The organism is Cellulomonas oligotrophica (assembly GCF_013409875.1).
GTDB lineage: Bacteria > Actinomycetota > Actinomycetes > Actinomycetales > Cellulomonadaceae > Cellulomonas > Cellulomonas oligotrophica.
In genome coordinates this window covers 1890975-1916941 of the sequence record NZ_JACCBK010000001.1, presented here as the reverse complement: position 1 = coordinate 1916941, position 25967 = coordinate 1890975, and the positions used below count along the sequence as shown (strand labels likewise).

The window sequence follows — 25967 nt, the reverse complement described above, 5'->3', positions numbered from 1 at the left end:
GTCAGACCCGGACGAACTCCGCGACCACCGGGTCGGCGCGCAGGTCGGCGAGCTCGGCGTCGGTGGGACGCACGGGGCGGTCGCGGTCGGTGGTCACGAGGCAGAGGAACCCGAACGGGGTGTCCTGCGGCGCGCGGAGCTGGTGCCACTCCCACGCGCCGACCACGACGACGTCGTGGGGGGCGAGGTCGAGCACCTGGCGGCCGACGAGCGCGCGGCCGTGCCCCCGCACGGGCACGACGACGTGCGTGTGGGCGTGGTGCTCGAGGGTCGTGTGCCCGCCGGGCCCGACCTCGAAGTACCGCAGCTCGACCCCCTGCCCCGCGTCGGCACCCGCGAGCACCCGGCGCGTGACGTCGCGGAAGGTCGTGTCGGACTCCTTGTAGACGAGCTCGGCCACCCCGTCCCAGCGGAACGGCTCGGGCTGGCTCAGGTGGACCGGTGCGTGCTGCTCGTCCGGCACGGGGTGCTCCTCAGGTCGCGCGGTGGGTGCCGTCGACCGGGCGGCCGACGGGTGGTGCTCGGGACGGCGGCGCCCGGCGAGGGCCGGGCGCCGCCGGTCGCGCGTCAGAAGGCGGGCAGCACCTCGCCGTCGGGCCAGCGCTCCTCGATGAAGGACCGCACCTCGTCCGAGCGCAGCAGCTCGTCGAGCGCCACGAGCGCCGGCTCGTCGACGTCCTCGGCGCGGACCGCGAGGAAGTTGGCGTACGGGTTGTCCTCGCCGGACTCCAGCAGGATCGAGTCCGTCGCGGGGTTGAGCCCGGCCTCCAGCGCGTAGTTGCCGTTGATGATCGCCGCGTCCACGTCCGGCAGCGACACCACGAGCTGCTCGGGCGCGGTCTCGACGAGCTCGAGGTCCTTCGGGTTGTCCTCGACGTCGAGCAGGGTCGGGTCGCCCTCGGTCTCCGCGAGCGTGATCAGCCCGGCCTCGACCAGCAGGTCCAGCGCCCGCGCCTGGTTGCCCGGGTCGTTGGTGATCCCGATCGTGCCGCCGTCGGGGATGTCCTCGATCGCGTCGACCGAGTCGGAGTACACCCCGTACGGCTCGATGTGCACGCCCTCGAAGTGGTCGAACTCGAACCCGTTCTCCGCCACCTGCGCCTCGAAGTACGGCAGGTGCTGGAAGTAGTTCGCGTCGAGCTCGCCCTCGGCCAGCGCCGTGTTCGGCAGCACGTAGTCGGTGAACTCGCGGATCTCGAGCTCGAGGCCGGCGTCCGCGGCCAGCTCGTCCTGCACGAACTGCAGGATCTCGGCGTGCGGCACGGGGCTGGCGCCCACGACGAGCGTGGTGACGCCGTCGGCGTCCGCCGTGGGGCCCGCGGTACCGCCGGAGCCGCCCGCGCAGCCGGTCATCACCAGGGCCGCTGCGGACAGGACGGCTGCGGTGCGGACGGTGCGGTTCATCGGGTGTTCCTCTCGGTGCACGCCCCCCGTGCGGGGGCGGGGACTGGCAGGCCGCGGTCGCGGCCGGGCGCGCTCACCGGTGGTCCAGGCGGCGCGCGACGGCGTCCCCGACGACCTGGACCACGGTGACCAGGACGACGATGACGACGATGGACGTGTAGAGCACCACGGGGTCGAACCGCTGGTACCCGTAGGTGATCGCCAGGAAGCCGAGCCCCCCGGCGCCGATGGCCCCGACCATCGCGGAGAAGCCGATCAGGGTGATCACGGTGACGGTGGTCGCCGACACCAGGGCCGGCAGCGCCTCGCGCACCAGCACCTGGACCTGGATCGTGAACCGCGTCGACCCCATGACCCGCGCGGCCTCGACCTTGCCCGGGGCCACGTCACGCACGGCGGTCTCGACCAGCCGGGCGAAGAACGGGATCGTGCCGACGCTCAGCGGCACGACGGCGGCCTCCCACCCGAGCGACGTGCCCACCAGCGCCCGCGTCAGGGGGATGAGCGCCAGCGCGAGGATGATGAACGGCAGCGAGCGCAGCACGTTGACGACCGCGCCGAGCACCGCCGCGACCGGCCGGCTCGGCGTCAGCCCGTCGGTGGCGAGGGAGCGCAGCAGCAGGCCCAGGGGCAGGCCGAGCAGGACGGTGATCAGCGCCGACAGCCCGACCATCTGCAGCGTCTCGAGCGTCGCCTCCGGCAGCTTCTCGAGGATGACGCGGTTCGTCGTCAGCTCGATCCACAGGTCGCCCATCAGGCCACCTCCTCCTCGGACGTCGGTGCGGCGAGCGGTTCGAGGCCCGCGGCCCGCAGCCGGGCGACGACCTCCTCGACGCGGTCCCGCGGGGCGTCGACGATGAGCCGGCCCACCCGCTCGCCGGCCAGGGGCTCGACCGTCGCCGACGTGACCTCGACGTCGTCGCCGAGGCTCGCGACGGCCGCGAACGCGGCGCTGGTCGCCACGGCCCGCGTCGAGTACACCGCCTCGACCAGGGCCCGCCGCGCACCGGGCGGCAGGTCGGGCACCGGCACGAGCGCCCGCGACAGGGGCGACCCGACCTGCGTGACGACGTCGGCCAGCGCGCCGGACTGCACGACGCGCCCGTGCTGCAGCAGCGTCACGGCGTCGCACACCTCCCGGACGACCGCGGGCTCGTGCGTGATGATGACGACCGTGATCCCGAGCCGGTCGCGCAGGTCGCGCACCAGCCCGAGGACCTCCCGGGTGGTCTCGCCGTCGAGCGCGGACGTGGGCTCGTCGCAGAGCAGGACCGACGGCTCCGTCGCCAGCGCGCGGGCGATGCCGACGCGCTGCTTCTGCCCGCCGGACAGCTGGGCCGGGTGGGCCCCGGCCCGGTCGCCCAGCCCCACGACGTCGAGCAGCTCCGCCACGCGCGCCGCCCGCTGCCGGCGCGGCACGCCGGCGACCTCCAGCGGGTAGGCGACGTTCGCCGCGATCGTGCGGGAGTCGAGCAGGTTGACGTGCTGGAAGACCATGCCCGTGCGACGGCGGGCCGCCCGCAGGCGGGCCTCGGGCAGCGCGGAGATCGTCACCCCGTCGACGGTCACGGTGCCGGACGTCGGGCGCTCGAGGCCCGTGAGGCAGCGGATCAGCGTGGACTTGCCGGCGCCGGAGCGCCCGACGACGCCGTGCACGGTGCCGCGCTCGACGGTCAGGTCGATGCCGTCGAGCGCGACGACGTCGCCGTCGGGGGACGGGTACACCTTGCGGAGGGCGGACAGCTCGATCAACGGGGGTCCTTCGGGGGCGGTGCCGGGCCGCGGACCGCCGGGCGTCCCGGGGCGTCCGTCAGCGGCGAGGGGGTGACCCGGGCACGGGGGCCGAGCGGGTCGGGGCAGCGCGAGGTGCGCGCGTGGTCGCCGTCAGCGACACATTCGGGCACGACACGGGCGCGCGGCGACGGCCTGTGCCGGTCGCGACGCGTGCGTGTCGAGGAGTGCCATGCCGCCGATGCAAGCACGGCGGTCGCTCCCCGTCGGCACGCGTCTCGCATCACGAGACGCGATCTCAGGACGAAAGCCCCGTGCGACGGCCGGGACGCCGGCTGCCGTGCGCCGCCCAGGCACCGACCGCGGCGGCAGCCCGTGCGCCGTCAGAGGACGCCGGCGTCGACCAGCGCGGCGTACTCCTCGTCGCTCAGCACGCGCGACCGGATGAGGAACCGGACCCCCTCGGGCGCCTCCAGGCTGAACCCCGCACCGCGGCCCGGCACCACGTCGATCGTCAGGTGCGTGTGCTTCCAGTACGCGTACTGCGCGCGCGTCATCCACACCGGCACCGTCACCGGCCCGGCGTCGTCGCCCACCTCCAGGTCGCCCAGGTGCACGTCCGCGTCACCCGTGATCAGGTCGCCCGCCGGGTAGCACATGGGCGACGAGCCGTCGCAGCACCCGCCCGACTGGTGGAACATCAGCTCCCCGTGCTGCGCGTGCAGGCGCCGCAGCACCTGCGCCGCCCCCTCGGTCACCCCGACCCGCTCGACCACGACCCACCTCCACCTCGTCGCCCCACCCCTGCCGACCCCCGCCGCCACCCCCGCGCCCCGCACCCCCACGTCGGCCCCGGCGAACGGGACCTGCCTCGCGGTGCAGGGCACCGAAGCGTGAGCCAGGTCCCGTTCGGCGCCGGGGAGCGGGTGGGGGAGCGGGGCGGGACGCGCGTGGGGGTCAGAAGAAGCCGAGCTTCGTGCCCGCGTAGCTGACCAGCAGGTTCTTCGTCTGCTGGTAGTGGTCGAGCATCATCTTGTGGTTCTCGCGCCCCACGCCCGAGCCCTTGTAGCCGCCGAACGCCGCGGCCGCCGGGTACGCGTGGTAGCAGTTGGTCCACACGCGGCCGGCCTCGATGTCACGGCCCGCCCGGTACGCGGTCGCCTGCTCGCGCGACCACACGCCCGCGCCCAGCCCGTACAGGGTGTCGTTGGCGGTGTGGATCGCGTCCGCGTAGTCCGAGAACGACGTCACCGCGACCACGGGCCCGAAGATCTCCTCCTGGAAGATCCGCATCGAGTTCTTGCCCTCGAACACCGTCGGCTCCACGTAGTAGCCGCCGGCCAGGTCGCCCTCGAGGTGCGTGCGCGACCCGCCCGTGAGGACCTTCGCGCCCTCCTCCTTGCCGATCTCGATGTACGACAGGATCTTCTCGAGCTGGTCGTTCGACGCCTGCGCGCCGATCATCGTCTCGGTGTCCAGCGGGTCGCCCTGCTTGATCGCCTTGACGCGCGCGATGCCGTCGGCGAGGAACTCGTCGTAGATCGACTCCGCGATCAGCGCCCGCGACGGGCACGTGCACACCTCGCCCTGGTTGAGGGCGAACATCGCGAACCCCTCCAGCGCCTTGTCGTAGTAGTCGTCCTTGGCGCGCGCGACGTCCTCGAAGAAGATGTTCGGGCTCTTGCCGCCCAGCTCCAGCGTCACCGGGATGATGTTCTGCGACGCGTACTGCATGATCAGCCGGCCCGTCGTCGTCTCGCCCGTGAAGGCGATCTTGCGGATCCGCGGGCTCGACGCCAGCGGCTTGCCCGCCTCCACGCCGAAGCCGTTGACGACGTTGACCACGCCCGGCGGCAGCAGGTCCGCGATCAGCTCCATCAGCACGAGGATCGACGTCGGCGTCTGCTCCGCCGGCTTCATCACCACCGTGTTGCCCGCCGCCAGCGCCGGCGCGAGCTTCCACACCGCCATCAGCAGCGGGAAGTTCCACGGGATGATCTGCCCGACCACGCCCAGCGGCTCGTGGAAGTGGTACGCGATCGTGTCCGCGTCGATCTCCGAGATCGACCCCTCCTGCGCCCGCACCGCCCCCGCGAAGTAGCGGAAGTGGTCGATCGCCAGGGGCAGGTCCGCCGCGAGGGTCTCGCGCACCGGCTTGCCGTTCTCCCACGTCTCGGCCACCGCGAGCATCTCGAGGTGCGCCTCCATGCGGTCGGCGATCGTGTTGAGCACCACGGCCCGCTCCGTCGCGGACGTGCGGCCCCACGCGCGTGCGGCGCCGTGCGCGGCGTCCAGCGCCCGCTCCACGTCGTCCGCGTCGCCGCGCGCGACCTCGGTGAACGTCCGCCCCGTCACGGGCGTGGGGTTCTCGAACCAGCGGCCGTTGACCGGGTCGACGAGCTCGCCGCCGATCCAGTGGCCGTAGCGCTCGCGGTACGTGGCGGGGCTCCCGGTGGTCCCCGGTGCTGCGTAGACGGTCATGAGACGCCCTCCGTCCGGTGCGCGGGCGTCGACGACGACGCCCGGACGCGGCGCCGTTGCCGCGTCGTCGCGCACGCTAGGACCGCGGGCGTTGCACGGGTGCTGCATCGGCCGGCGTGCGGACGGTCCGTGCCGGGCCGGGACGGGGCAGCGACGGGCGCCGCGGCAGCAGCGTCAGGCCGGAGGGGCCCCGAGGTCCGCGTCGAGGCGGCGCAGGTGCGCCACGGCGCGCAGGTGCGGCGCGGACGCGGGAGTGCTCGACGCGGCCAGGGCCTGCCACGCCGCGTAGTCCGTGGCGCCCTCGGCCGACGCCGTCCAGCGCACGATCAGGCGGGGGTCGGCGGTCGCCAGCACCGCCGCCCGCACGTCGGCGGACACGGCCTCGCGCAGCTCGCCGACTCCCGGCGCCGCCGACCGGGGCAGCACCCGCCCCCCGTACGAGGCCAGCGCCTGGGACACGTCGCCGACCGCCAGCGCGTCCCGCACCGCGTCGACGTCGGTGCGCACCGCGCGCGTCAGCCGGTACGGGCGTGACGCGCTGACCAGCGGCCCCACCAGGCGCCGCAGCCGCGACACCTCCGCACGGACGGTCGCCCCCGACAGCTCGGTCTCGCTGAGCAGCACCGCCATCTCGTCGGCGCCCAGCCCGGCCGGGTGCGCGGCCAGGAGCAGGAGGATCTCCGCGTGCCGCCCCGACAGCCGGTGCGCCGTCCCGTCGAGCACGAGGGTGCCGCCCTGGCTGCCCAGCACCCGCAGCGTCGGCGGCGCCGGGCCGTCCGCGTGCGTGCCGCCCGAGCCGAGGGTGGCCTCGACCGCCGCCACCGTGGCGCGCACCAGCTGCATCGCCAGGCCCGTGGCGACGGGCGGGCCGCCGGTGATGTCGAGCACGCCGAGCACCCGGCCGGTCGCGTCGTGCACCGGTGCGGCCGCGCAGTTCCACGGCTGCACCGGCCGCACCCAGTGCTCCGAGCCGATGACCTGCACCTCACGGTTGGTCGCCAGGGCGGTGCCCGGGGCGTTGGTGCCCGCGCAGTCCTCGCTCCACACGGCGCCCGCGACGAAGCCGACGCTGCCGACGGCGCGCAGCACCCGCCGGTCGCCCTCGACCCACAGCAGCCGCCCGTCCGCGTCGGTCAGCGCGGCCACCCACTGCGGGTCGACGTCCAGGAGGAGCCGGCGCACCACGGGCAGGGCCGCCGCCAGCGGTGACCGCCGCCGCAGGTCGGCCAGGTCGGCGTCGGACAGCTCGGCGCGCGGGGTCGGCAGCTCGGGGTCGACGCCGATCCGCCGGCTGCGCCGCCACGAGTCCGCGACCAGCCGCCGTACCCGGGACAGCCCGTGGCCCGTGGTCACGAACGCGTCGTGGGCAGCCGTCACGTCCGTCGTCGTCAGCACGCGAACCACCGCCCTCGGGACACGGCGCGGGCCACGACGGCGACGCTGCCGGTCGCCGTCGAGTGTAGGGACCAACGTCCCCCGGCGGCAGGGTGGAATCCCGCGCCGGGACCGTCCGGGTGCGGCGGCGGCGCAAGCCTGCCGGCCGCTGCGACACAGACAGGTCAGGGCGGGCGGCGCCAGGGCCGCCCGCGACGAGAGGGGCACCTCGTGCGACCACGGAGGACCGCCGCGCTCGCGGTCGCGGCCGTCGCCGCAGGGCTGGCGGTCGCGATCGGCGCGTCCGCACCCGGTCACCCCGGACGTGCCGACCCGACCTGGGTCGCGCCGGAGGCCGCACCGGGCACGGTCGTGAGCATCGACGTCCGCCGCGTCCTGGGCCCTGACGACCTCCTGCTCCGCGCCGGGAGCGCCCAGATCGAGCAGACGCCCTACGGCGAGGGCGCCGTGCTCGTGCGGACCCTGCGCGACCCCGCGGCGGTCGCCGCGCTCGCCGAGGAGCTGCTGACCGCGGAGCCGCTCGACACCGGCGGCGCGGTGTACGACATGCCCGCGCCCGAGGTCGACGTGGTCCTGCGCGGCGCGGACGGTGCGCAGGTCGCCCGCTTCGGGCACTGGCCCGAGGGGCGGATCACCGGCGTCGACGGGGTCAACAGCTCGTGGGTCGACGAGGGCGGGACCCTCCTGGCCACCGACGTCGCCCTCCCGTCCTGACCCGCCGCCCGTCCTCACCGGCGGTCCGTCGCCGGTCGCCGGTCAGCCGCCGGGCTGCTCGGGGCCCGCGACGACGTTCTCCAGCGGGGCGCCGGCGAGCAGGGCGGCGAGCTGGCGGCGCACCAGCTCGGTCACGCGGACCTCGGTCAGCGGGGTGTCCCCGCCGACGTGCGGGGTGATCAGCAGGTTCGGGGCCCGCCACAGCGGGTGCTCGGGCGGCAGGGGCTCCGGGTCGGTCACGTCGAGCGCCGCCCGCAGCCGGCCGGAGCCCAGCTCCGCGAGCAGGGCCGCGGTGTCGACGACCTTGCCCCGCGCGACGTTGACGAGCAGGGCGCCGTCGGGCATCGCGGCGAGGAACGCGGCGTCCACCAGGCCCTGCGACAGGTCGGTCAGCGGGATCACGACGACCACGACGTCCGCGTGCGGCAGCAGCGCCGGCAGCTCGTCCACGCCGTGCACGGGGCCGTCGGGGGTGTCGCGGGCGGTCCGGCCGACGAGCGTCACGGTCGTCCGGAACGCCAGCAGCCGCGCCCGGATCTCCGTGCCGATCGACCCGGCGCCCACCACCACGACCCGCTTGCCGGCCAGCGACGGGCGCTTGACCAGGCCCGGCTCCCAGTACTGCACCGCCATGCGGCGGGCGAACACGTCGATGCCGCGCAGCTGGGCCAGCACCAGGCCGACGGCCAGCTCGGCGGTCTCGTCGGAGTGCACGCCGCGCCCGTTGGCGACCGTCACGTGCGCGGGCAGGACCCCCCGCACGTGCTCGTACCCGGCGGTCGAGAGCTGCACGAACCGCACGCGCGGGGCCCGGGCGATCCGCTCGAACGGCTCGGGCACCACCCAGTCCGGTGCCAGCACCGCGTCGACCTCGTCGAGGGGCACGTCCGTCGGCTCGTCGTCGACGAGCTGGTCCCACAGGCCCACGCGCACGCCCGCGGGCGGCTCGCCGAGCATGTCCCGCAGCTCCGCCGTCGGGAAGGTCCAGGTCAGCACGCGGCGGCACCCTTCTCGAGCGCGGCGCGCAGCACCTGCTCGATCTCGTCGAACACGCCCTGGTCGCTGATGAGCGGCGGGCACAGCTGGATCACCGACGAGCCCGAGCCGAACACCCGGCAGTGCAGGCCCGCGTCGAGCACGGCGGCGCGGATGACGTCGGCGACGTGGCGGCCGTCCGCGTCGGCGACGATCGGGCGGCGGGTCGCGCGGTCCGCGACCACCTCGACGGTCCAGAAGTGCCCCACGCCGCGCACGTCCCCGACGAGCTCGAGGTCGCCCAGCCCGCGCATCGCGTCGCCGAACGCCCCCTCGGTCGCCGCGACGTGCTCGACCAGGCCCAGCTCGTCGAACAGGTCGAGGTTCGCCAGCGCCGTCGCGGCCGCGACCGGGTGCCCGCCCCACGTGTTGCCGTGCACGAACTGCCCGCCGCCGGCGCGGAACGCCTCGAAGATCCGCTCCGACGCGATCACCGCCGACAGCACCGCGTACCCGGACGTCAGGCCCTTCGCGCAGGTGATCATGTCGGGCACCACGTCGAAGCGCTCGCAGCCGAACATCGCGCCGGTGCGGCCGAACCCGCAGATCGTCTCGTCGGAGACCAGCAGCACGTCGTGCCGGTCGCAGATCTCCCGGACCCGCTGCAGGTACCCCGGCGGCGGGAGCAGCGAGCCGCCCGCGTTCTGCACCGGCTCGAGGAAGATCGCCGCAACCGTGTCCGGGCCCTCGGCGAGGATCGTCGCCTCGACCTGGTCGGCGGCCCACGCACCGAACGCCACGGGGTCGTCCGCGTGCACGGGCGCCCGGTACAGGTTCGTCGACGGCACCTTGACCGCGCCGGGCACCAGCGGCTCGTACATGTGCCGGATGCCCGTCATCCCCGTGATCGACAACGCCCCCAGCGACGTGCCGTGGTACGCGCCGACCCGGGAGAGCACCTTGTACTTGCGCGGCTTGCCGATCGCCGCGAAGTACGAGCGCGCGAGCTTCCACGCCGCCTCGACGGAGTCGCCGCCGCCGGTGCCGAAGAACACCCGGTCCAGGTCGCCCGGCGCCAGGTGCGCGAGCCGCTCGGCGAGCTCGACCGCCGGGGCGTTCGCCGCGCCCCACAGCGGGAAGTACGCGAGGTCGCCGGCCCGGTCCACGGCCTTCTGGAGCAGGTCGCGGCGGCCGTGCCCCACCTGCACGGTGAACAGCGCGGCCAGGCCGTCGAGCCACCGCTTGCCGTCCGCGTCCCACAGCTCGACGCCCTCGCCGCGCACGAACACCGGCAGGTCGCCGCGCGCCGACTGGTCGGCGGGCGTGAAGTGCGGCCACAGGTGCCGGGCCGCGGCCGACCGCAGCCGGTCGGGGTCGGACCAGCCCGCGGGCGCGTCGTCGGGGGTGCTCGGCAGGGCGTCGTCGGGTGCGTGCACGCACGGCAGTGTTCTCCGCGCGTGTTCCGGGGATGTGTCGGGCGTGCGTCGGCGGGGCGTCCTGCGCGACCCGGCGGGTGCCGCCCCTGGGTCCGTGGACGCCTCCTGTGCCAGGCTCCCTCCATGGACGACGACGTGCTGCCGCCGCACCCGCCCCGGACGGCCGGCACCGTCGTCGACGACCCCCACGCCGTGCCCACGCCGGCGCTGTCCAACCTGCGCGACATCGGCGGGCGTGCCACCGCCGACGGCGCCCGGGTCCGCCGCGGCGTCGCGTACCGGTCCGCCGAGCTGCGCTCGCCCGCGGTCGCCGACGACCCGACGGTGGCGTCGCTCGGCCTGCGCACGGTGGTCGACCTGCGGACGTTCGCCGAGCACGCGGTCGCGCCCGACGTCCTGCCCGCCGGCGCGCAGGGCGTCCACCTCGACGTCCTCGCCCTCGACCCGCACGCGCCCGCGGCCGACCTCACGCAGGTGCTGGCCGACCCGCGCCTGGCCGAGCAGGTGCTCGCCGACCTCGACCCCGCCGGGCAGATGGTCCGGACCTACGTCGACCTCGTCGCCGGGGCGCCCGCCCGGCGCGGGTACGCGACGCTGCTGCGCCGGCTGCTCGACCCCGCCGACCGCCCGCTGCTCTACCACTGCACCGCCGGCAAGGACCGCACGGGCTGGGCCACGACCGTCCTGCTCGTGGTCGCGGGCGTCGACGAGGACGGTGTGCACGAGGAGTACCTCGCCGTGAACCCGACCGTGCGGGCCATGTACGCGCCGCTGCTCGACGGCTTCGCGGCCGTGGGCGGCGACCCGGAGCTGCTCGTCCCGCTGCTCGAGGTCCGCGAGGAGTACCTCGAGGCCGCGCTGGACGCGACCGAGGAGCACTACGGCGGGTTCGACGGCTACCTGCGCCGTGGCCTGGGCCTGCACGACGCCGAGCTCGCGGAGATCCGGGCGGTCCTGCGCGACGAGGCCTGACCGGCCCGGGTGCGCCGCCCGACGTAGGGTGGGCGACCGTGCCCGAAGGCCACACCGTCCACCGCATCGCGCGCCAGCTCGCCCTCGACGTCGTCGGGCGCCCCCTGGCCGTCTCGTCCCCGCAGGGGCGGTTCGCCGACGGCGCCGCCCGGCTCGACGGCCGCACCATGACCGCGGCGTCGGCCGTCGGCAAGCAGCTGCTGTGCCCGTTCGACTCCGGCGAGGTGCTGCGCGTGCACCTCGGCCTGTACGGCGCGTGGGACTTCCACGGCGACGTCAGCCCGCTCGTCGACGGTGACCGGGCGCGCGGCAGCCTCGGCGCGCCCCGCGTGCGCCGCGCCGTGCGGATGGGCGAGGACGAGTCGGAGCGCACCGCCGGCGACGGCCTCGCGTGGCCCCCGCCGCCCGTCGGCGCCGTGCGCGTGCGCCTCGCGACGGACGCCTTCGTCGCCGACCTGCGCGGCCCGTCCGCGTGCGAGGTCCTCACCCCCGACGAGGCCGCCGCCGTGCGGGACCGCCTCGGCCCCGACCCCGTCGACCGGGCCGGCGACCTCGACGCCGCGGGCCGGGAGGTCGTCGACCGCGTCACCGCGCGCGGCGTGCCGGTGGGGCAGCTGCTCATGGACCAGGCGGTGGTCGCCGGGATCGGCAACATCTACCGCGCGGAGCTGCTGTTCCGGGCCCGCCTCGACCCGTGGACGCCCGGCCGGCGCGTGCCCGCCGAGGTGGTGCGCGCCCTGTGGGACGACTGGGCGGGGCTGCTGGCCGACGGCATCCGCGACGGCGTGATGCTCACGCGCGAGGACCTCGACGCCGACGGGCGGGCCGCGGCCCTGCGCGACCGCGACCTGCGGCACTGGGTGTACGGGCGGACGGGGCTGCCGTGCCGGGTCTGCGGCACGCCCGTCGTGGTGGAGGACATGGCCGCCCGCAAGCTGTACCGCTGCCCCACCTGCCAGGTGTGAGGGTCCGGGCGCGTCAGCCCACGAGCTCCGGGGGCGGCGCGAGCTCGCCGACGGGCACGGCGGCGTCCAACGTGTTGGCCCGGGTCGGCAGCGGGCACGCCCACGCGGGGTCGTACGCGCACGAGGGGTTGTAGGCGAAGTTCAGGTCGACCACGAGCCGTCCCACGTGGTCCACGCCCAGGTCGGCACCCTTGATCGTGTCCAGCACGTACCGGCCGCCGCCGTACGTGCGGTCGCCGCTGAGCGCGTCCCGGACGGGCAGGAACAGCCCGCCGCCGTACCCGCGCAGCGACCACAGGGCCAGCCGCCCGAGGTCGCCGAGCACGACCGCGCCGATGCGGTCGTAGCCGACCACCCCGTCGGTGCCCGTCGACACGTCCAGGCGCTGCTCGCCGGCCGGCTCCACGGCGACCTCGAACCGGTAGGCGGGGTCGTAGGGCGCGACCGGCAGGCCGGCGAACGCCGCGCGGGCGTCCGGGCTCAGGGGCGAGGCGGCGTGGAACGCGAAGAGCTCGTCGCGCTGCTGCACCCACACCGCGTGCGCCCCGGCGGGGTCGTCGGTGGCGAGGGCGCGGACGTCGGCGTACGTGCGCGCGGTGCGGCGCCGCCAGTCGGCGACGTCGAGCGCGGTGGTCAGAGGGCTGGCGTGCACCCCTCCACGCTGCCAGCCCCCACCCACCCCCGCCACCCCACGGTCCCCCGCTCCGCCCCCACCCGCCCGGACCCTCCGCCACCCGCCGAGCCCGTCGTCGGTGACGCCCGGCACGTCCTCGACGGCGCCGATGACGGGCTCGGCGGGGAGGGATGACGGGGTCAGAGGCGGTGGAGGGTGCGGATCTCGCGGAGGGCGATCGCCGCCGCGACCGCGCCGGGGGCGAGGGCCCACGGGCGGCCGCGCAGGGCCGCGACCACGCAGACCAGGACGACGAGCGTGCAGCCGGCGACGAGGGCGAGCGAGGCCCAGCGCACGGCGCGCGGGCGCGGGGGGCGGCGGTCCACGCCCGCGACGCTACCCGCGTCGTGCGAGGCTGGCGGCATGGATCTGCGCATCTTCACCGAGCCCCAGCAGGGCGCCTCCTACGACGACCTCCTCGCGGTCGCGCGCGCGACCGAGGACCTCGGGTTCGACGCCTTCTTCCGCTCCGACCACTACCTCGTGATGGGCGACGGCGACGGCCTGCCCGGCCCGACGGACGCGTGGACGACGCTGGCCGGGCTGGCGCGCGACACGAGCCGCATCCGCCTCGGCACGCTCGTGTCGTCGGCGACGTTCCGGCACCCCGGGGTCCTCGCGATCCAGGTCGCGCAGGTGGACCAGATGTCCGGCGGCCGCGTCGAGCTCGGGCTGGGGGCCGGCTGGTTCGCGCAGGAGCACGCCGCGTACGGGATCCCGTTCCCGGCCAAGCGGTTCGGCCTGCTGACCGAGCAGCTCGAGATCGTCACGGGGCTGTGGGGCACGCCGGTGGGGGAGCGGTTCGACCACGCGGGCGAGCACTACACGCTGACCGACTCCCCGGCGCTGCCCAAGCCGGTGCAGACGTCGCCGCTGGACGCCTCGCGCGCGGGTGTCCCCGTGATCGTCGGCGGCAACGGCCCGACGCGCACCCCGCGCCTGGCCGCCCGGTTCGGGGCGGAGTACAACCAGTCGTTCCCCGAGCTCGCGGACGTGCCGGGGCGGATCGCGCGGGTGCGCGAGGCGTGCGTCGAGGTCGGCCGCGACCCGGGCACCCTCCTGCAGTCGGTCGCGCTGGTGCTGTGCGTGGGTCGCGACGACGCCGAGCTGGCCCGCCGGGCCGCGGCGATCGGCCGGGAGGTGCCCGAGCTGCGCGAGCACGGCATCGCCGGGACGGTCGACGAGGCGGCGGCGCGGCTGCGCGAGCTCGAGGCCCAGGGCGTGCAGCGCGTGTACCTGCAGGTGCTCGACCTGCACGACCTGGAGCACCTGCAGCTCGTGGCCGAGCAGGTGGGCACGCAGCTGCGCTGAACCGTGCTCGACGGCCGGTCCCGGGGCGCCTCCCGGGGCCGGCCGTCGCCGTCCCGGCCGGCGCACCGCCCCGCGTCGCCCGGGGCCCCGGGTGCCTGTCGGACACCCGTCCGGGTGACACGGGCGGGTGGTCTTCGAGGGCGATTTGTCCGGATGCTGGGATACAGCGCCTGTGACCGAAATGTTCACATGCGCGACGCATAGGGGTGAAAGTCCAGGTCGGGACGATTCGGCACCGGCGTCCCGCATGACTGCGGCCGTCGCTGTGCCGTCGATCACTCGAATCTGTCGTCAACGCGCCGGGCGAATCGGGCATACCGTCGTCACAACCCACGGGGGACCGCGGGGCCGAGACGGCCCGCCGCACCTCGTGCACCGGGCGCCAACGGAGCCGTCGCAACCGCGACGACGCACCGCCCGACCCCGGGTGGTGGACGTCGCACGCCGTGCCGACGACCACCCCCAAGGAGCGCCCGTGGCGACCACCTTCGACAGGCTCATCCTCGAGCCCCGACGCACCGACGACGGCCGCTCGCGGCCGCAGACCCGGCGTGCACCGGACCACGAGGCGGTCCAGAGCCCGTCGACGACCCTCCTGATGCTGCTCGCCGCAGCCGGGGTCGTGGTCTACGCCGTCTTCCTGCTCAACCCCGCCAACCGCGGCGACTGGCTCCCGTACACGCTCGTCATCGTCGCCGAGTGCGTCCTGGTCGCCCACGCGCTGCTGTCGATGTGGACGACGCTGTCGAGCGGCTGGAACCCCCGCGACTTCGCGTTCCACCACGCGCAGGAGCGCCTCTACGACCTCACGGAGATCATCCGCGACGGCGCCGAGGACCGGCCGTGGGACTGGCAGATGTACCTCGAGGACCGCCCCGTGGCGGTCGACGTGTTCATCACCACCTACGGCGAGGACGTCGGCACGATCCGCCGCACCGTCGAGGCCGCGCTGCGCATGCAGGGCCGTCACACCACCTACGTGCTGGACGACGGCCGCTCCGACGAGGTGCGCGACCTCGCGGCCGAGCTGGGCGCCCGGTACGTGCGACGCCTGTCCAGCGGCGGTGCCAAGGCCGGCAACATCAACCACGCGCTCACGCTCGCCAAGGGCGACTGCTTCCTCGTGCTCGACGCGGACTTCGTGCCGCGCCCCGAGATGCTGCACGAGACCGTGCCGTTCTTCGTCCGCGACGACGTCGCCTTCGTGCAGACGCCGCAGACGTACGGCAACTACGACACCGTCATCTCCCGCGGCGCCGGCTACATGCAGTCGGTGTTCTACCGGTTCGTGCAGCCGGGCCGGAACCGGTTCAACGCCGCGTTCTGCGTGGGCACGAACGTCGTGTTCAGCCGCCGCGCCATCGACTCCGTCGGCGGCATCCACACCGACTCCAAGTCCGAGGACGTGTGGACCTCGCTGCTGCTGCACGAGGCCGGCTGGCGCACGATCTACATCCCCATGACCCTCGCGGTCGGCGACACCCCCGAGACGGTCGAGGCGTACACCAAGCAGCAGCTGCGCTGGGCGACCGGCGGGTTCGAGATCCTGCTGACGCACAACCCGCTCTCGCGCCGGCGCAACCTCACGATGGACCAGCGCATCCAGTACCTCGTCACCGCGACGCACTACCTCACGGGCATCGCGCCCCTGCTGCTGCTCATGGTCCCGGCGCTCGAGATCTACTTCGACCTGTCGCCGATGAACCTGTCGATCACCCCGGCGACGTGGGCGCTGTACTACGCGGGCTTCTACGTCATGCAGATCCTGCTCGCGTTCTACACGCTCGGGTCGTTCCGCTGGGAGGTCCTCCTGCTGGCGTCCGTCTCGTTCCCCATCTACACCCGGGCCCTGGTCAACGCGTTCCTCAAGCGCGACCAGGCCTGGCACGTCACGGGCCGCAAGGGCGCCTACCGCTCGCCGTTCGCCTTCATGGTGCCGCAGGTGCTGGTCTTCCAGTTCCTGCTCCTGACCACGGCCGTCGGGCTGTGGAAGGACCTGTCCGGCGCCAACGCGACCCTCGCGCTCGCCTGGAACGCCACCAACACCGCCATCCTCGGGGTCTTCGTCGTGATCGCCTGGCGCGAGGGCCGCCGTGCGCGCGCCCAGCTGCGCGCCGAGCACCGGGCCGCGCGGGCCGTCGAGCCCGCCGCCGCCCCCGCCACGACCACCGCCACGCCCGCACTCACCGGAGGTGCCGCATGACCTGGGCCAGCCGCGTCCGACTCGTCCTGGGCATGCTCGTCGTGCTCGCCGTCGCCGCACTCGCGACGTTCCACCTCAACGACAGCCGGGGCCTCGCCACGAGCGACTCCGCGCAGATCCTCGGCCAGACCTACGCCGTGGGCACCCCGTACGCCGGGCTGGTCGCCGACCAGCTCGTCGAGGACGGCGACGAGGTCACCGAGGGCGACCCGCTGTTCGTCGTCGACTCCTCCGCGCTGACGTACGACCTCGAGAACGGTCTCGTCTCCGACGCGCCGGAGTTCACCGAGGTCGACGCCGAGGGTCGCCTCGTCGTCCTCGCCAGCGGCGACGGCACGGTGACGACCGTCGACGCCACGCGCGGCACCTTCGTGCAGGCGGCGACGACGCTCGCGACCGTGCAGCGCGAGGACTCCCTGTACGTGCAGGCCGAGTACACGCTCAGCGCCACCCAGTACGCGCGGGTGCCCGAGGGTGCCCCGGTCACGCTGACGCTGCCCGACCAGAGCACCATCGCCGGCACGGTCGAGGAGATCTCGGTCGAGACCGTCGCCGGCCAGGCCCAGGCCGTGGTCCGCGTGGCCTCGGACGGCCTCGCCGACGGCGACCGCGACGGCCTCGTGTCCGCCGGCACCCCGGTGGTCGCGGCGCTGCACCTCGAGAACGACGGGGTGGTCACGACCGTCGCCGACGCCGTGCGCACCTACGTGGAGGGGATGCTCGGGTGACGGCGGGCCGTCGCACGCCCGTGCTCGTGGCCGCCGTCCTCGCGGTCGTCCTCGTCGTCGTCCTCGTCGTCGTCCGTCCGTGGGACCGCGGGGGAGCCGCCGACGGGGCGGCCGGGCAGGCGTCGCGGGGCGACGTGCCCGGCCCCGTCGACGCGACCGTCCCGCAGGTCGACACGGCGGCGCTGACCGCCGGCGTCACGCAGGCCGACGACGCGGACGTCGACCCCGTGCGCCTCGCGGACGGCCTCGTGCCGCCCTCCAACCGCTGGTACTCCGGGCTGGTGTTCGGCGACGAGCCGCAGCCGGTGTACCCGCTGCCCCTGTCGTTCGGCCTCACGGCGAGCGGGTTCACCGTCGGGCTGCCCGACCCGGTGACGAACGACGCCGTCATCGCGGGGCCGCACGTGCCGGCGCTGACCGTCGACGCGGGCGCGTCCGCCGCGCAGGTCGTCAGCGCCGACCCCGTCGCCGTGGGCGTCGGGCTGCTGGACGCCGCCGGGGCCGCGCTCGGCACGGTGCACCTGGCGGGCGGCTCGCCGTTCGTCTCGTTCACCGCGGACGCCGACGTCGAGCTCGCCGCCGGGGCGGCGTTCACCGGCGACGGCCCGGCGCCGACCGCCGAGGTCGCCGGGACCACGTGGGCCCTCGTCGCACCCGACGGAGCCCTCGACGGCGACCGCCTCACGCTCGCCGCGGGGCAGACCGCCGCCTGGTACGCCCTGCCCGACGACGCCTCGGCCGACGCCGCGCAGGCGCTGGCCGACGCCGCGGGCGACCCGGTCGTCGCCGTCGACGTCGTCTACGGCGTGGACGACGACGTGGCGCGCACCAGCCTGACCTACCGCACGGCCGGCGACGGCCCGGGCGCGCACGTGCTCATGCCGCACCACACGGCGGGCACGCAGCCCGAGCGCGACGGCTGCGGGCTCGGCACCTACCGGAGCGTCTACGGCACGCTCGAGCTGTGCGCCGGCACCACCCTCGACGCCTACGCGCCGACGCTGACACCCACCGGCACGCTCGACCTGGCCGGGACCGACGACGCGCGGCGGGACGCCGTCCTGGAGCAGCTCGAGGCCGACGTCGCGGGCACCGAGGCGTTCGCGTCCGACACGTACTTCGGCGCCAAGCACCTGTACCGGGCGGCGACCCTCGTGGTCCTCGGCGAGGAGCTCGGGGCCGACGACGTGGTCGCCGACCTGCGCGCACGGGTCGCGGACGCGCTGCGCGAGTGGGCCCAGCCGGACGGCTGCGACGAGCGCGACGCCCGCTGCTTCGTCTACGACGCGCAGGCCCGGTCCGTCATCGGGCGGACCGTGGCGTTCGGCTCCGAGCAGCTCAACGACCACCACTTCCACTACGGCTACCTGCTGTCCGCCGCCGGGCTGATCGGCGCCGACGACCCCGACCTCGTCGAGGACGTCCGCCCGGTGATGGACCTGCTCGTGCAGGACGTCGCGGCGGCCGTGGCCACCGACGAGCTGCCGCAGCTGCGCACGTTCGACCCGTACGCGGGCCACGCGTGGGCGTCGGGCACGTCGCCGTTCGCGGACGGCAACAACCAGGAGTCGTCGTCGGAGGCCGTGACCGCGTGGAACGGCGTGGGCCTGTGGGCGGCGGCGTCCGGGCAGGACGACCTGCTCGTGCAGGCGACGTGGCTCGCGTCGACCGAGGCCGCGTCCTCGCGCGCGTACTGGACGGCGCCCGACCTGAGCGACCCCGTGTACGACGGGTTCGGGCACCAGGTGCTCTCGCTCAACTGGGGCGGCAAGCGGGACTGGGCCACGTGGTTCAGCCCGGAGCCGTCGGCGATGCTCGGGATCCTGCTGATCCCCATGGCGCCGGTCGCGGACTACCTGGCCGTGGACGTCGACCCCGCGGTCATCACGGCGGCGGCCGACGAGGCCGCGCCGGACGGGCCCGACGTGATGTTCGGCGACTACGTGCTGATGTACCGGGCGCTCGCCGGGCCGGAGGAGGCCGCGGCGGCGTGGGACGACGCCCTCACGCTGCCCGACACGTCCGTCGACGACGGCAGCTCACGTGCGTACCTGCTCGGGTGGCTCGCCGCCCACGGCGCCTGACGGGGTCCCTGGTCCGGCGCTCCGGCGCGGCGGCCAGGGGAGGCGTGCGGTCCGGCCGTCGGCGGGGGAGAGCTCCTCGCCGGCGGCCGGCCGCAGCAGCCGGACGACGGTCGCGACCAGCAGCGCCACGAGCGCGACGTTGCGTGCCGCGAGCAGCAGCGTGACCACGGTGCCGCCGCGCACCACGTCGGCGTAGAACCACGGGTAGGCGACCTGCGTGACGAACGCGGCGGCGGCCACGACGGCGGCCACCCGACCCCACCGGGGCAGCCCGTGGGCGAGCGCGACGGCGACGGGCGGCGCGAGCCACGTCATGAACTGCGGGCTGCCGACCTTGTTGAGCACGATCAGCACCAGGGCCATGAGCAGCGCGCCGCGCAGCACCAGGTCGAGGCGCAGCGCGTCGTCGGACCAGAAGCGCTCGCCGTCGCGGCGCCGGCACCACCACAGCAGCACCGCGGCGGCCGCGAAGCCGACGACGAGCAGCGCGCCCAGCGCGTCGGCCGTGGCCTGCGTGCCGGGGCCGGAGATCTCGAACGTCACCAGCGGCCTGTTGAGGTAGCGGCGCACCGCGTCGGACCACAGCCCCACGACGAGCCACGGGGTCGCCGCCACGGACTCGATCTGCAGGCCCCGCTCACCCTGCTCCGCGACGAACGACGTGACCCGCGGCAGCCCGCCGAGCGCGGCGACGGTCCCGACGACGACCACGCACACCGCGGCGGCGGGCGCCACCACGTCGCGCCACGGCCGCCGGGCCGCCAGCGCCAGCGGCACGATCGCGGCCCCGGGGGAGACCTTGACCCACGCCCCGAGCGTGACGAGGGCGGCGGCGACGCGGGGGCGGCGCAGGGCGCCGAGCAGCGCGAGCACGCTCAGCGGTGCCACGACCGCGTCGAGCCGGCCGATGGCCGCGGGGCCGAGCAGCAGCAGGAAGGTCATCCACCACAGCACGGCCGTCTCGCCGTGCCGGCGCCGCAGCAGCCCCGCGACGGCCACCGCGTTCAGCGCGGCGACCAGGGCGCACCACGCCAGCGCGTACGGCAGGTAGGTGGCCGTGCCGACCACCGCGGGCACCAGCATCGGCAGCAGCGCCGCCGCCGGGTACACCCACGCCTCGTCGACGACCGGCCACCACCCGAGGCGCAGGCCGTCGCGCACCCACTCGCGGTACAGGTCGACGTCGCCGAACGACTGCTCGGCGAGCAGCACCGCACCCAGCCACGTCAGCCAGGCGTGCACGACCACGACGACGACCCAGACGGCGACGGTCGTCGGTGCGGGAGCGCGGCGCGGCAGGGGAGCCTCCGGGGGTGCGGGGTCGGTGCAGGCGTCGACGCCCGGCCCGGCCAGGGTAGCGCCGGCCCCTGGGCGCGGGCCGGGACGGTCCGCCGTGGAGGGTCCCGGCCGCCGCGGTCCCGCGCGCGCTAGCCTCCCCACGCGCGCCGGTGCCGCACCGGTGGCGGACGAGAGGAGCCGGACGTGGGCCGCTGGGGCTGGGACGTGCACGGCGACGGGCGCACCGTCGCACCGGGGGCGGTCGTCGCCCCGGGGGAGCGGCTGGCGTGGGGGCGCACCGTCGGGATCGGGATGCAGCACGTCGTCGCGATGTTCGGCGCGACGTTCCTCGTACCGCTCATCACGGGGTTCTCCCCGCAGACCACGCTGTTCTTCAGCGCGGTCGGCACGGCGCTGTTCCTGCTGCTGACGCGCAACCGGCTGCCCAGCTACCTGGGGTCGAGCTTCGCGTTCATCGCACCGATCGGTGCCGCGACGGCCAGCGGCGGGCAGTCCGCCGCCGTCGGCGGGATCCTCGTCACCGGCCTGGCGCTGGTGGCCGTCGGCGTGGTCGCGCACGTCGCGGGCACCCGGTGGATCGACGCGCTGATGCCGCCGGTGGTCACGGGCACGATCGTGGCGCTCATCGGCTTCAACCTCGCGCCCGCGGCGTGGGGGTCGTGCACGGACGACGGCTGCACCGGCTTCCGCGCGGCCCCGGTGACCGGCCTCGTCACCGTGCTGACGATCGTCCTGGTCACGGTCCTGTTCCGCGGCATCCTCGGGCGCCTGTCGATCCTCGTGGGCGTGCTCGTCGGGTACGCGGTCGCGCTGGTGCGCGGCGAGGTCGACCTGTCCGTCGTGGCGGACGCACCGCTGGTGGGCCTGCCCACGTTCGTGGCCCCGACCGTGGACCTCGCGGTGCTGGGCCTGTTCCTGCCGGTCGTCCTCGTGCTCGTCGCGGAGAACGTGGGCCACGTGAAGTCGGTGGCGGCCATGACGGGCCAGGACCTCGACCCGCTCGTGGGCCGCGCGCTGATGGCCGACGGGCTGGCGACCACGCTCGCCGGCGTCGGCGGCGGGTCGGGCACGACGACGTACGCGGAGAACATCGGCGTCATGGCCGCGTCGCGCGTGTACTCCACGGCCGCGTACTGGGTCGCCGCCGCCACGGCGCTGCTGCTGTCGATGTCGCCGCGCTTCGGGGCGGTCGTCGCGACCGTGCCCGACGGCGTCCTCGGCGGTGCGGCGACGGTGCTCTACGGGATGATCGGCCTGCTCGGCGCGCGGATCTGGGTGCAGAGCAAGGTCGACTTCTCCTCGCCGACCAACCTGGTGCCGGCCGCGGTGGCGCTGATCGTCGGCATCGCGGACTACGCGTTCACGGCCGGCGCCCTGGAGTTCCGGGGGATCGCGCTGGGCACCGCGGCGGCGATCGGCCTGTACCACCTGATGCGGGTGCTGGGCCGCTGGCGTGGCACCACCGAGGAGCCGGCGACGCCCGCGTCGGTGCCCGGCGGCGACGAGCTGCGGCACTGAGCGGGCCGCCCGTGGCGCGGGGGACCGCCCTGCGCCACGGGTCCGGGCCGGTCAGCCCTCGGCGGGCTCCTCGGTGGGCTCGGCGGTCGGGGTGGCGGTGATCTCCGCGAACGGGCGGCAGCCGGTGACGCCCTCGAGCGGGGTGCTCGCCTCGAGCGCGACCTCCTCGGGCGCGGCCAGGCGCTCGTACTCGTCGCCGAGCACGAGGTCGACGGTCGCATCGGTCCGGGCGTCGGGGAACAGCACGGCACCCGGCACGTAGGCCAGCAGGGTGTACGCCTGCGCGGTGCCCTCGATGCCGTGCGCGATGCGGGCGACGCCGGCGGTCGGTGCCCCGTTGTCGGTCGCCCCGACCGTGAAGCTGCGCTCGGTGAGGCTCGCGGCGGTGGCCGCGGCGAGCCCGTTCTGGCCCGAGCCGTTGAGCACGTTGACCGTGATCTGGTCGTTCGGCACCGGCAGCGCGCCCTCGGGCGGGCAGTACGCGTTGACCGGGGCGGCGCTCTCGGTCGGGTTCGTCGAGAAGCCACGGTCCAGGAGCGGCAGCGCCAGGTTGTCGGTGTACACGGCCGCGGCGCCGAGCCCGGCGACGGCGAGCACAGCCAGCAGGACGCCGAAGATGACGGCCTGCCTCTCGTGCATGTGCCGTCGTCTCAGCTGACGGGCCCGGTCCTGGTCGCTCATGCGTCTCCCCCGATCACGCGCTGGTCCTGCAGGTCCTCACGGCACCACCAGGACGCGTGCGTGCAGCAGCGCGCGCTGGTGCAGCGCCGCGCGCACCGCGCGGTGCAGCCCGTCCTCGAGGTAGAGCACGCCCTTGTGCTCCACGACGTGGGCGAACAGGTCGCCGTAGAAGGTCGAGTCCTCGGCGAGCAGGGCGTCCAGGTGCAGCGTCACCTTGGTGGTGACGAGCTCGTCCAGCCGGACCTGCCGCGGAGGGACGGTGGCCCACTGGGCGGGCGTCACGAGCCCGTGGTCCGGGTACGGGCGCCCGTCGCCCACCGCCTTGAAGATCACGGGGCGAGTCTAGGGGGTCGCGCGGTGCGCGGGGCCGGACGTCCGGCGCTCGGGGGTCGCCCGCGCGGTCGTCGCGGCACCGGATCCTCGGCGATGACCTGCAGCGACGTCATCGTCGTCGTCCAGACGGTTGACGTGGGTCGTGACCGCGGGCTTGAATCGATCAAACCGGACGGGAGAGCGCATTCCAACGACGGTTGCGTCCCGTGCCGCGTCACCGACGACGCCCCGCACGCCCCGACCGGCCGACGGAGAGGGATTCGACGATGAGTCTGCGCAGTCCGGCACGCCCGCTCGTCCTCCCCGCGGTGCTCTGCACCACGGCGCTCGCACTCACGGGCCTCGCGGCCCCGGCCTCGGCGGGCGGCGGCGCCCACGGCTCCGGCCGGGGTGCCGGCCTGGGGGCCGTCCAGCTCGAACGTCTCGACCGCGGCCTTGTCGCCGTCGCGACGTCCGACGGGGTCTTCCTGTCCTGGCGCCTGCTCGCGCCCGAGGTCACCGGCGCCACGGCCACCACGCAGACGGGCCCGCAGTTCGTCGTCCGTCGCGACGGCGAGCCGATCGGCACCGTGGAGGGCGCGACCAACCTGCTCGACGCCGAGGGCGCCGCCGACGCCACGTACACCGTGGCCGCGGTCGTCGACGGCGTCGAGGTCGACGTCAGCGACCCCGCGACGCCGTGGGCCGACGGGCACCTCGACCTGCCGCTGAACAAGCCCGCCGACGGCGTCACGCCCGCCGGCGAGGCGTACACCTACGCCGCCAACGACATGAGCGTCGGCGACCTCGACGGCGACGGTCAGTACGAGTACGTCGTCAAGTGGGACCCGTCCAACTCCAAGGACGTCTCCCAGATCGGCTACACCGGCAACGTCTACCTCGACGCGTACGAGCTCGACGGCACGCAGCTGTGGCGCATGGACCTGGGCGTGAACATCCGCGCCGGCGCGCACTACACGCAGTTCCCGGTGGCCGACTACGACGGTGACGGCACCGCCGAGCTCATGGTGAAGACCGCGCCCGGCACCACGATCACCCGGTACCGGGCGGACGGCTCGGTCCGCAGCACACGGCCCGTCACCCTGCCGCGGGACGACGTCCGCGCCGGTGTCACGCACGCCGACGACTACCGGCTGAGCCGGGAGGGCTACTACGAGCACGTCGTGGAGATGTTCCGCGGCTGGGCGGACCGCGACGAGGTCGTCTCCGGGCAGTGGCCCGCGACGCTCGAGGAGGCCTTCGGCATCGAGCCCCGGTACGACTACCCGCTCTCGGACGCGGACGCCCGCGCCGTCGCGGACTACTTCATGGACGTCTACGCCCCGTCCCGCAGCGCGCGCAACGTGCTGAGGAGCTTCGAGGGCTTCATCGTCGACGGCCCCGAGTACCTGACCGTGGTGGGCGGCGACGGCCGCGAGCTGCAGACCGTCGACTACACGCCCGGCCGCACCGACGACGGCCTGCTGTGGGGCGACTACGCCATGGCGCGCATCGAGCCCGGCAACCGCGTCGACCGGTTCCTCGCCGGCACCGCGTACCTCGACGGCGAGCGCCCCTCGGCGGTCTTCGCCCGCGGCTACTACACGCGCACGACCCTGGTCGCGTACGACTGGGACGGCAAGCGCCTGCACGAGCGCTGGACGGTCGACTCCGGCTGGACGCCCCTGACCAACCCGTTCAACGACGGCCCGCACGGGCGTGACGGCACCGACCCCGAGTTCGGCACCCTCACCACGCAGGGCTTCCACTCGTTCTCCGTCGCCGACGTCGACGCCGACGGCCGCCAGGAGGTCGTGTACGGCTCGGCGACCATCGACGACGACGGCTCGCTGCTCTACTCGTCGTTCGCGACGATGCCCGCGGGCAGCGCGACCCCGGGCGTGCAGGCGCGGCTCGGCCACGGCGACGCCATGCACGTCACCGACATCGACCCCGCCCGTCCGGGCCTGGAGGTCTTCACCGTGCACGAGGGCGGCACCTACGCCCCCTACGGCATGGCGATGCGCGACGCCGCCACCGGCGAGACCCTGTTCGGCGTCTACTCCGGCCGCGACACCGGGCGCGGCATGGTCGGAGACGTCCGTCCCGACGTGCCGGGCATCGAGGCCTGGGCGTCGCTGCCCGGCGGGTCCGACGCGTCCGGGCTGTACTCGGCCGACGGGCGCGTCCTGCAGCCGACCATCCCCGGCACCAACATGAGCATCCGCTGGGCCGCCGACGGCACGACGCAGATCGTCAACGGCTCCGGCACCGCGACACCCACGATCGACGACGCCACCCGCGGCACCCTGCTCACCGCGACGGGCACGCTCACGAACAACGGCACGAAGGGCAACCCGTCCCTCGTCGCGGACGTCCTCGGCGACTGGCGCGAGGAGCTCTTCGTCCGCACGGCCGACTCCTCGGCGATCCGGGTCTACCTCTCCACCGAGGTCACCGACCGCGGGCTCGCGACCCTCATGCACGACCCGCAGTACCGCGCCGAGGTCGCCCGCCAGCAGACGACCTACAACCAGCCCTCGTACCCGGGCTTCTACCTCGCGTCGGACACCGACATGACCACGGTCCCGGTGGCGCAGGCGTGGCTGCCCGGCTCGGTCGACGCGCTGCGCAGCACGTTCGACGGCCTCGTGCGGTCGAAGGACCTCGAGGGCCTCGTCGTCGTCGAGGGGAAGGTCGCGCTGGCGGCGGCGCAGAAGGCCGCCGACCGGGGTGACGATCGGGCGCTGGTGCGCACGCTGGACCGGTTCGCCGACCGCGTCTCGACGATGCGCGACTCCCGCGTCTCGAAGGCCACACCCCAGGCCCGCACGACCCTGACCACGGCGATCACCCGGATCACGACCCCCCTGTCCTGATCGTCCCGACCGGTGGGGGCCCGTCCCCAGCGGCCGGGCCCCCACCGCGCCGACTCACCCCACCCCTCCCGCCGACCCCGTCATCTGTGACGCACCGCCGGTGCAGGCCGTCACGGATGGCGGGGTCGGCCGCTCGGGGCCCGGCCCCGGCCGGCGAGTCCGTCGTCTGTGGCGTCTCGGGGGTGCTGGGCGCCACCGGTGGCGGG

The 25967-nt window shown here is 75.0% G+C and carries 23 protein-coding genes; 9 read left to right on the top strand and 14 right to left on the bottom strand.

Features of this window, described 5'->3' with window-relative positions:
- Position 1: 1 nt before the first annotated feature.
- From BKA21_RS08480 to BKA21_RS08450, 7 genes are all read right to left on the bottom strand, one after another.
- Complete coding sequence (locus tag BKA21_RS08480; protein WP_140457814.1) at positions 2–463, bottom strand: cupin domain-containing protein; 462 nt, start codon at positions 461–463, stop codon at positions 2–4.
- Positions 464–567: 104 nt separating this feature from the next.
- Entirely contained in the window at positions 568–1404 is an 837-nt protein-coding gene (locus BKA21_RS08475) for a MetQ/NlpA family ABC transporter substrate-binding protein (RefSeq protein ID WP_140457813.1), read from the bottom strand.
- A gap of 73 nt (positions 1405–1477) precedes the next feature.
- Complete coding sequence (locus tag BKA21_RS08470) at positions 1478–2158, bottom strand: methionine ABC transporter permease (RefSeq protein WP_140457812.1); 681 nt, start codon at positions 2156–2158, stop codon at positions 1478–1480.
- Positions 2158–3156, bottom strand: coding sequence for a methionine ABC transporter ATP-binding protein (locus tag BKA21_RS08465; RefSeq protein WP_140457811.1), 999 nt, complete (start codon positions 3154–3156; stop codon positions 2158–2160). The genes BKA21_RS08470 and BKA21_RS08465 overlap by 1 nt, the downstream gene beginning before the upstream one ends.
- A gap of 362 nt (positions 3157–3518) precedes the next feature.
- Positions 3519–3911, bottom strand: a complete 393-nt coding sequence (locus BKA21_RS08460; RefSeq protein WP_140457810.1) for a DUF779 domain-containing protein — start codon at positions 3909–3911, stop codon at positions 3519–3521.
- 181 nt (positions 3912–4092) lie between these two features.
- Positions 4093–5616, bottom strand: a complete 1524-nt coding sequence (exaC, locus tag BKA21_RS08455) for an acetaldehyde dehydrogenase ExaC (RefSeq protein WP_140457809.1) — start codon at positions 5614–5616, stop codon at positions 4093–4095.
- Positions 5617–5790: 174 nt separating this feature from the next.
- Positions 5791–7011, bottom strand: a complete 1221-nt coding sequence (locus BKA21_RS08450; RefSeq protein ID WP_140457808.1) for a GAF domain-containing protein — start codon at positions 7009–7011, stop codon at positions 5791–5793.
- A gap of 210 nt (positions 7012–7221) precedes the next feature.
- Here BKA21_RS08450 and BKA21_RS08445 point away from each other — a divergent pair, with 210 nt between their 5' ends.
- Positions 7222–7725: a hypothetical protein gene (locus BKA21_RS08445; protein ID WP_140457807.1), complete on the top strand. Its 504-nt coding sequence runs from the start codon at positions 7222–7224 to the stop codon at positions 7723–7725.
- Between the two features lie 42 nt (positions 7726–7767).
- Here the strand turns inward: BKA21_RS08445 and BKA21_RS08440 are convergent, their stop codons facing one another.
- Together BKA21_RS08440 and BKA21_RS08435 are read right to left on the bottom strand one after the other, a co-directional pair.
- A complete protein-coding gene (locus BKA21_RS08440; RefSeq protein ID WP_239072684.1) occupies positions 7768–8721 on the bottom strand; it encodes an NAD(P)-dependent oxidoreductase in 954 nt (317 codons plus the stop codon).
- Positions 8715–10136: an aspartate aminotransferase family protein gene (locus BKA21_RS08435; RefSeq protein ID WP_239072685.1), complete on the bottom strand. Its 1422-nt coding sequence runs from the start codon at positions 10134–10136 to the stop codon at positions 8715–8717. The genes BKA21_RS08440 and BKA21_RS08435 overlap by 7 nt, the downstream gene beginning before the upstream one ends.
- A gap of 123 nt (positions 10137–10259) precedes the next feature.
- Here BKA21_RS08435 and BKA21_RS08430 point away from each other — a divergent pair, with 123 nt between their 5' ends.
- On the top strand, positions 10260–11108 hold the full coding sequence (locus tag BKA21_RS08430; RefSeq protein ID WP_140457806.1) for a tyrosine-protein phosphatase: 849 nt from the start codon (positions 10260–10262) through the stop codon (positions 11106–11108).
- 38 nt (positions 11109–11146) lie between these two features.
- Positions 11147–12073 (top strand): Fpg/Nei family DNA glycosylase, encoded by a 927-nt coding sequence (locus BKA21_RS08425; protein ID WP_140457805.1) that lies wholly within the window; start codon positions 11147–11149, stop codon positions 12071–12073.
- A gap of 13 nt (positions 12074–12086) precedes the next feature.
- Here BKA21_RS08425 and BKA21_RS08420 read toward each other — a convergent pair whose 3' ends face one another.
- Entirely contained in the window at positions 12087–12725 is a 639-nt protein-coding gene (locus tag BKA21_RS08420; RefSeq protein ID WP_140457804.1) for a DUF1684 domain-containing protein, read from the bottom strand.
- Between the two features lie 161 nt (positions 12726–12886).
- The gene (locus BKA21_RS08415; protein ID WP_140457803.1) at positions 12887–13072 is read right to left on the bottom strand and encodes a hypothetical protein; all 186 of its coding nucleotides are present in this window, start codon (positions 13070–13072) and stop codon (positions 12887–12889) included.
- Between the two features lie 37 nt (positions 13073–13109).
- Between BKA21_RS08415 and BKA21_RS08410 the strand changes: the two genes are divergently transcribed.
- From BKA21_RS08410 to BKA21_RS20160, 4 genes are all read left to right on the top strand, one after another.
- Positions 13110–14057, top strand: a complete 948-nt coding sequence (locus BKA21_RS08410; RefSeq protein WP_140457802.1) for an LLM class F420-dependent oxidoreductase — start codon at positions 13110–13112, stop codon at positions 14055–14057.
- 475 nt (positions 14058–14532) lie between these two features.
- Positions 14533–16260 carry a glycosyltransferase family 2 protein gene (locus BKA21_RS08405; RefSeq protein ID WP_140457801.1) on the top strand — a complete coding sequence of 576 codons (1728 nt, stop codon included), beginning with the start codon at positions 14533–14535 and terminating at the stop codon, positions 16258–16260.
- Complete coding sequence (locus tag BKA21_RS08400) at positions 16257–16988, top strand: efflux RND transporter periplasmic adaptor subunit (protein ID WP_140457800.1); 732 nt, start codon at positions 16257–16259, stop codon at positions 16986–16988. The genes BKA21_RS08405 and BKA21_RS08400 overlap by 4 nt, the downstream gene beginning before the upstream one ends.
- The gene (locus BKA21_RS20160) at positions 16985–19072 is read left to right on the top strand and encodes a glycosyl hydrolase (RefSeq protein WP_140457799.1); all 2088 of its coding nucleotides are present in this window, start codon (positions 16985–16987) and stop codon (positions 19070–19072) included. The genes BKA21_RS08400 and BKA21_RS20160 overlap by 4 nt, the downstream gene beginning before the upstream one ends.
- On the opposite strand, the gene BKA21_RS08390 is transcribed toward BKA21_RS20160, so the two are convergent.
- Positions 19028–20320: a glycosyltransferase 87 family protein gene (locus BKA21_RS08390; protein WP_140458405.1), complete on the bottom strand. Its 1293-nt coding sequence runs from the start codon at positions 20318–20320 to the stop codon at positions 19028–19030. The two genes, BKA21_RS20160 and BKA21_RS08390, sit on opposite strands and share 45 nt — an antisense overlap.
- A 234-nt stretch (positions 20321–20554) precedes the next feature.
- Between BKA21_RS08390 and BKA21_RS08385 the strand changes: the two genes are divergently transcribed.
- Positions 20555–21889, top strand: coding sequence for a uracil-xanthine permease family protein (locus BKA21_RS08385; RefSeq protein ID WP_140457798.1), 1335 nt, complete (start codon positions 20555–20557; stop codon positions 21887–21889).
- A 51-nt stretch (positions 21890–21940) separates the two neighbouring features.
- On the opposite strand, the gene BKA21_RS08380 is transcribed toward BKA21_RS08385, so the two are convergent.
- Both BKA21_RS08380 and BKA21_RS08375 read right to left on the bottom strand, forming a co-directional pair.
- Entirely contained in the window at positions 21941–22570 is a 630-nt protein-coding gene (locus BKA21_RS08380) for a LytR C-terminal domain-containing protein (RefSeq protein WP_140457797.1), read from the bottom strand.
- Between the two features lie 36 nt (positions 22571–22606).
- Positions 22607–22903 carry a type II toxin-antitoxin system VapB family antitoxin gene (locus BKA21_RS08375; RefSeq protein ID WP_140457796.1) on the bottom strand — a complete coding sequence of 99 codons (297 nt, stop codon included), beginning with the start codon at positions 22901–22903 and terminating at the stop codon, positions 22607–22609.
- Positions 22904–23169: 266 nt separating this feature from the next.
- Between BKA21_RS08375 and BKA21_RS08370 the strand changes: the two genes are divergently transcribed.
- Positions 23170–25761 (top strand): rhamnogalacturonan lyase, encoded by a 2592-nt coding sequence (locus BKA21_RS08370; RefSeq protein ID WP_170208921.1) that lies wholly within the window; start codon positions 23170–23172, stop codon positions 25759–25761.
- Positions 25762–25967: the final 206 nt, after the last annotated feature.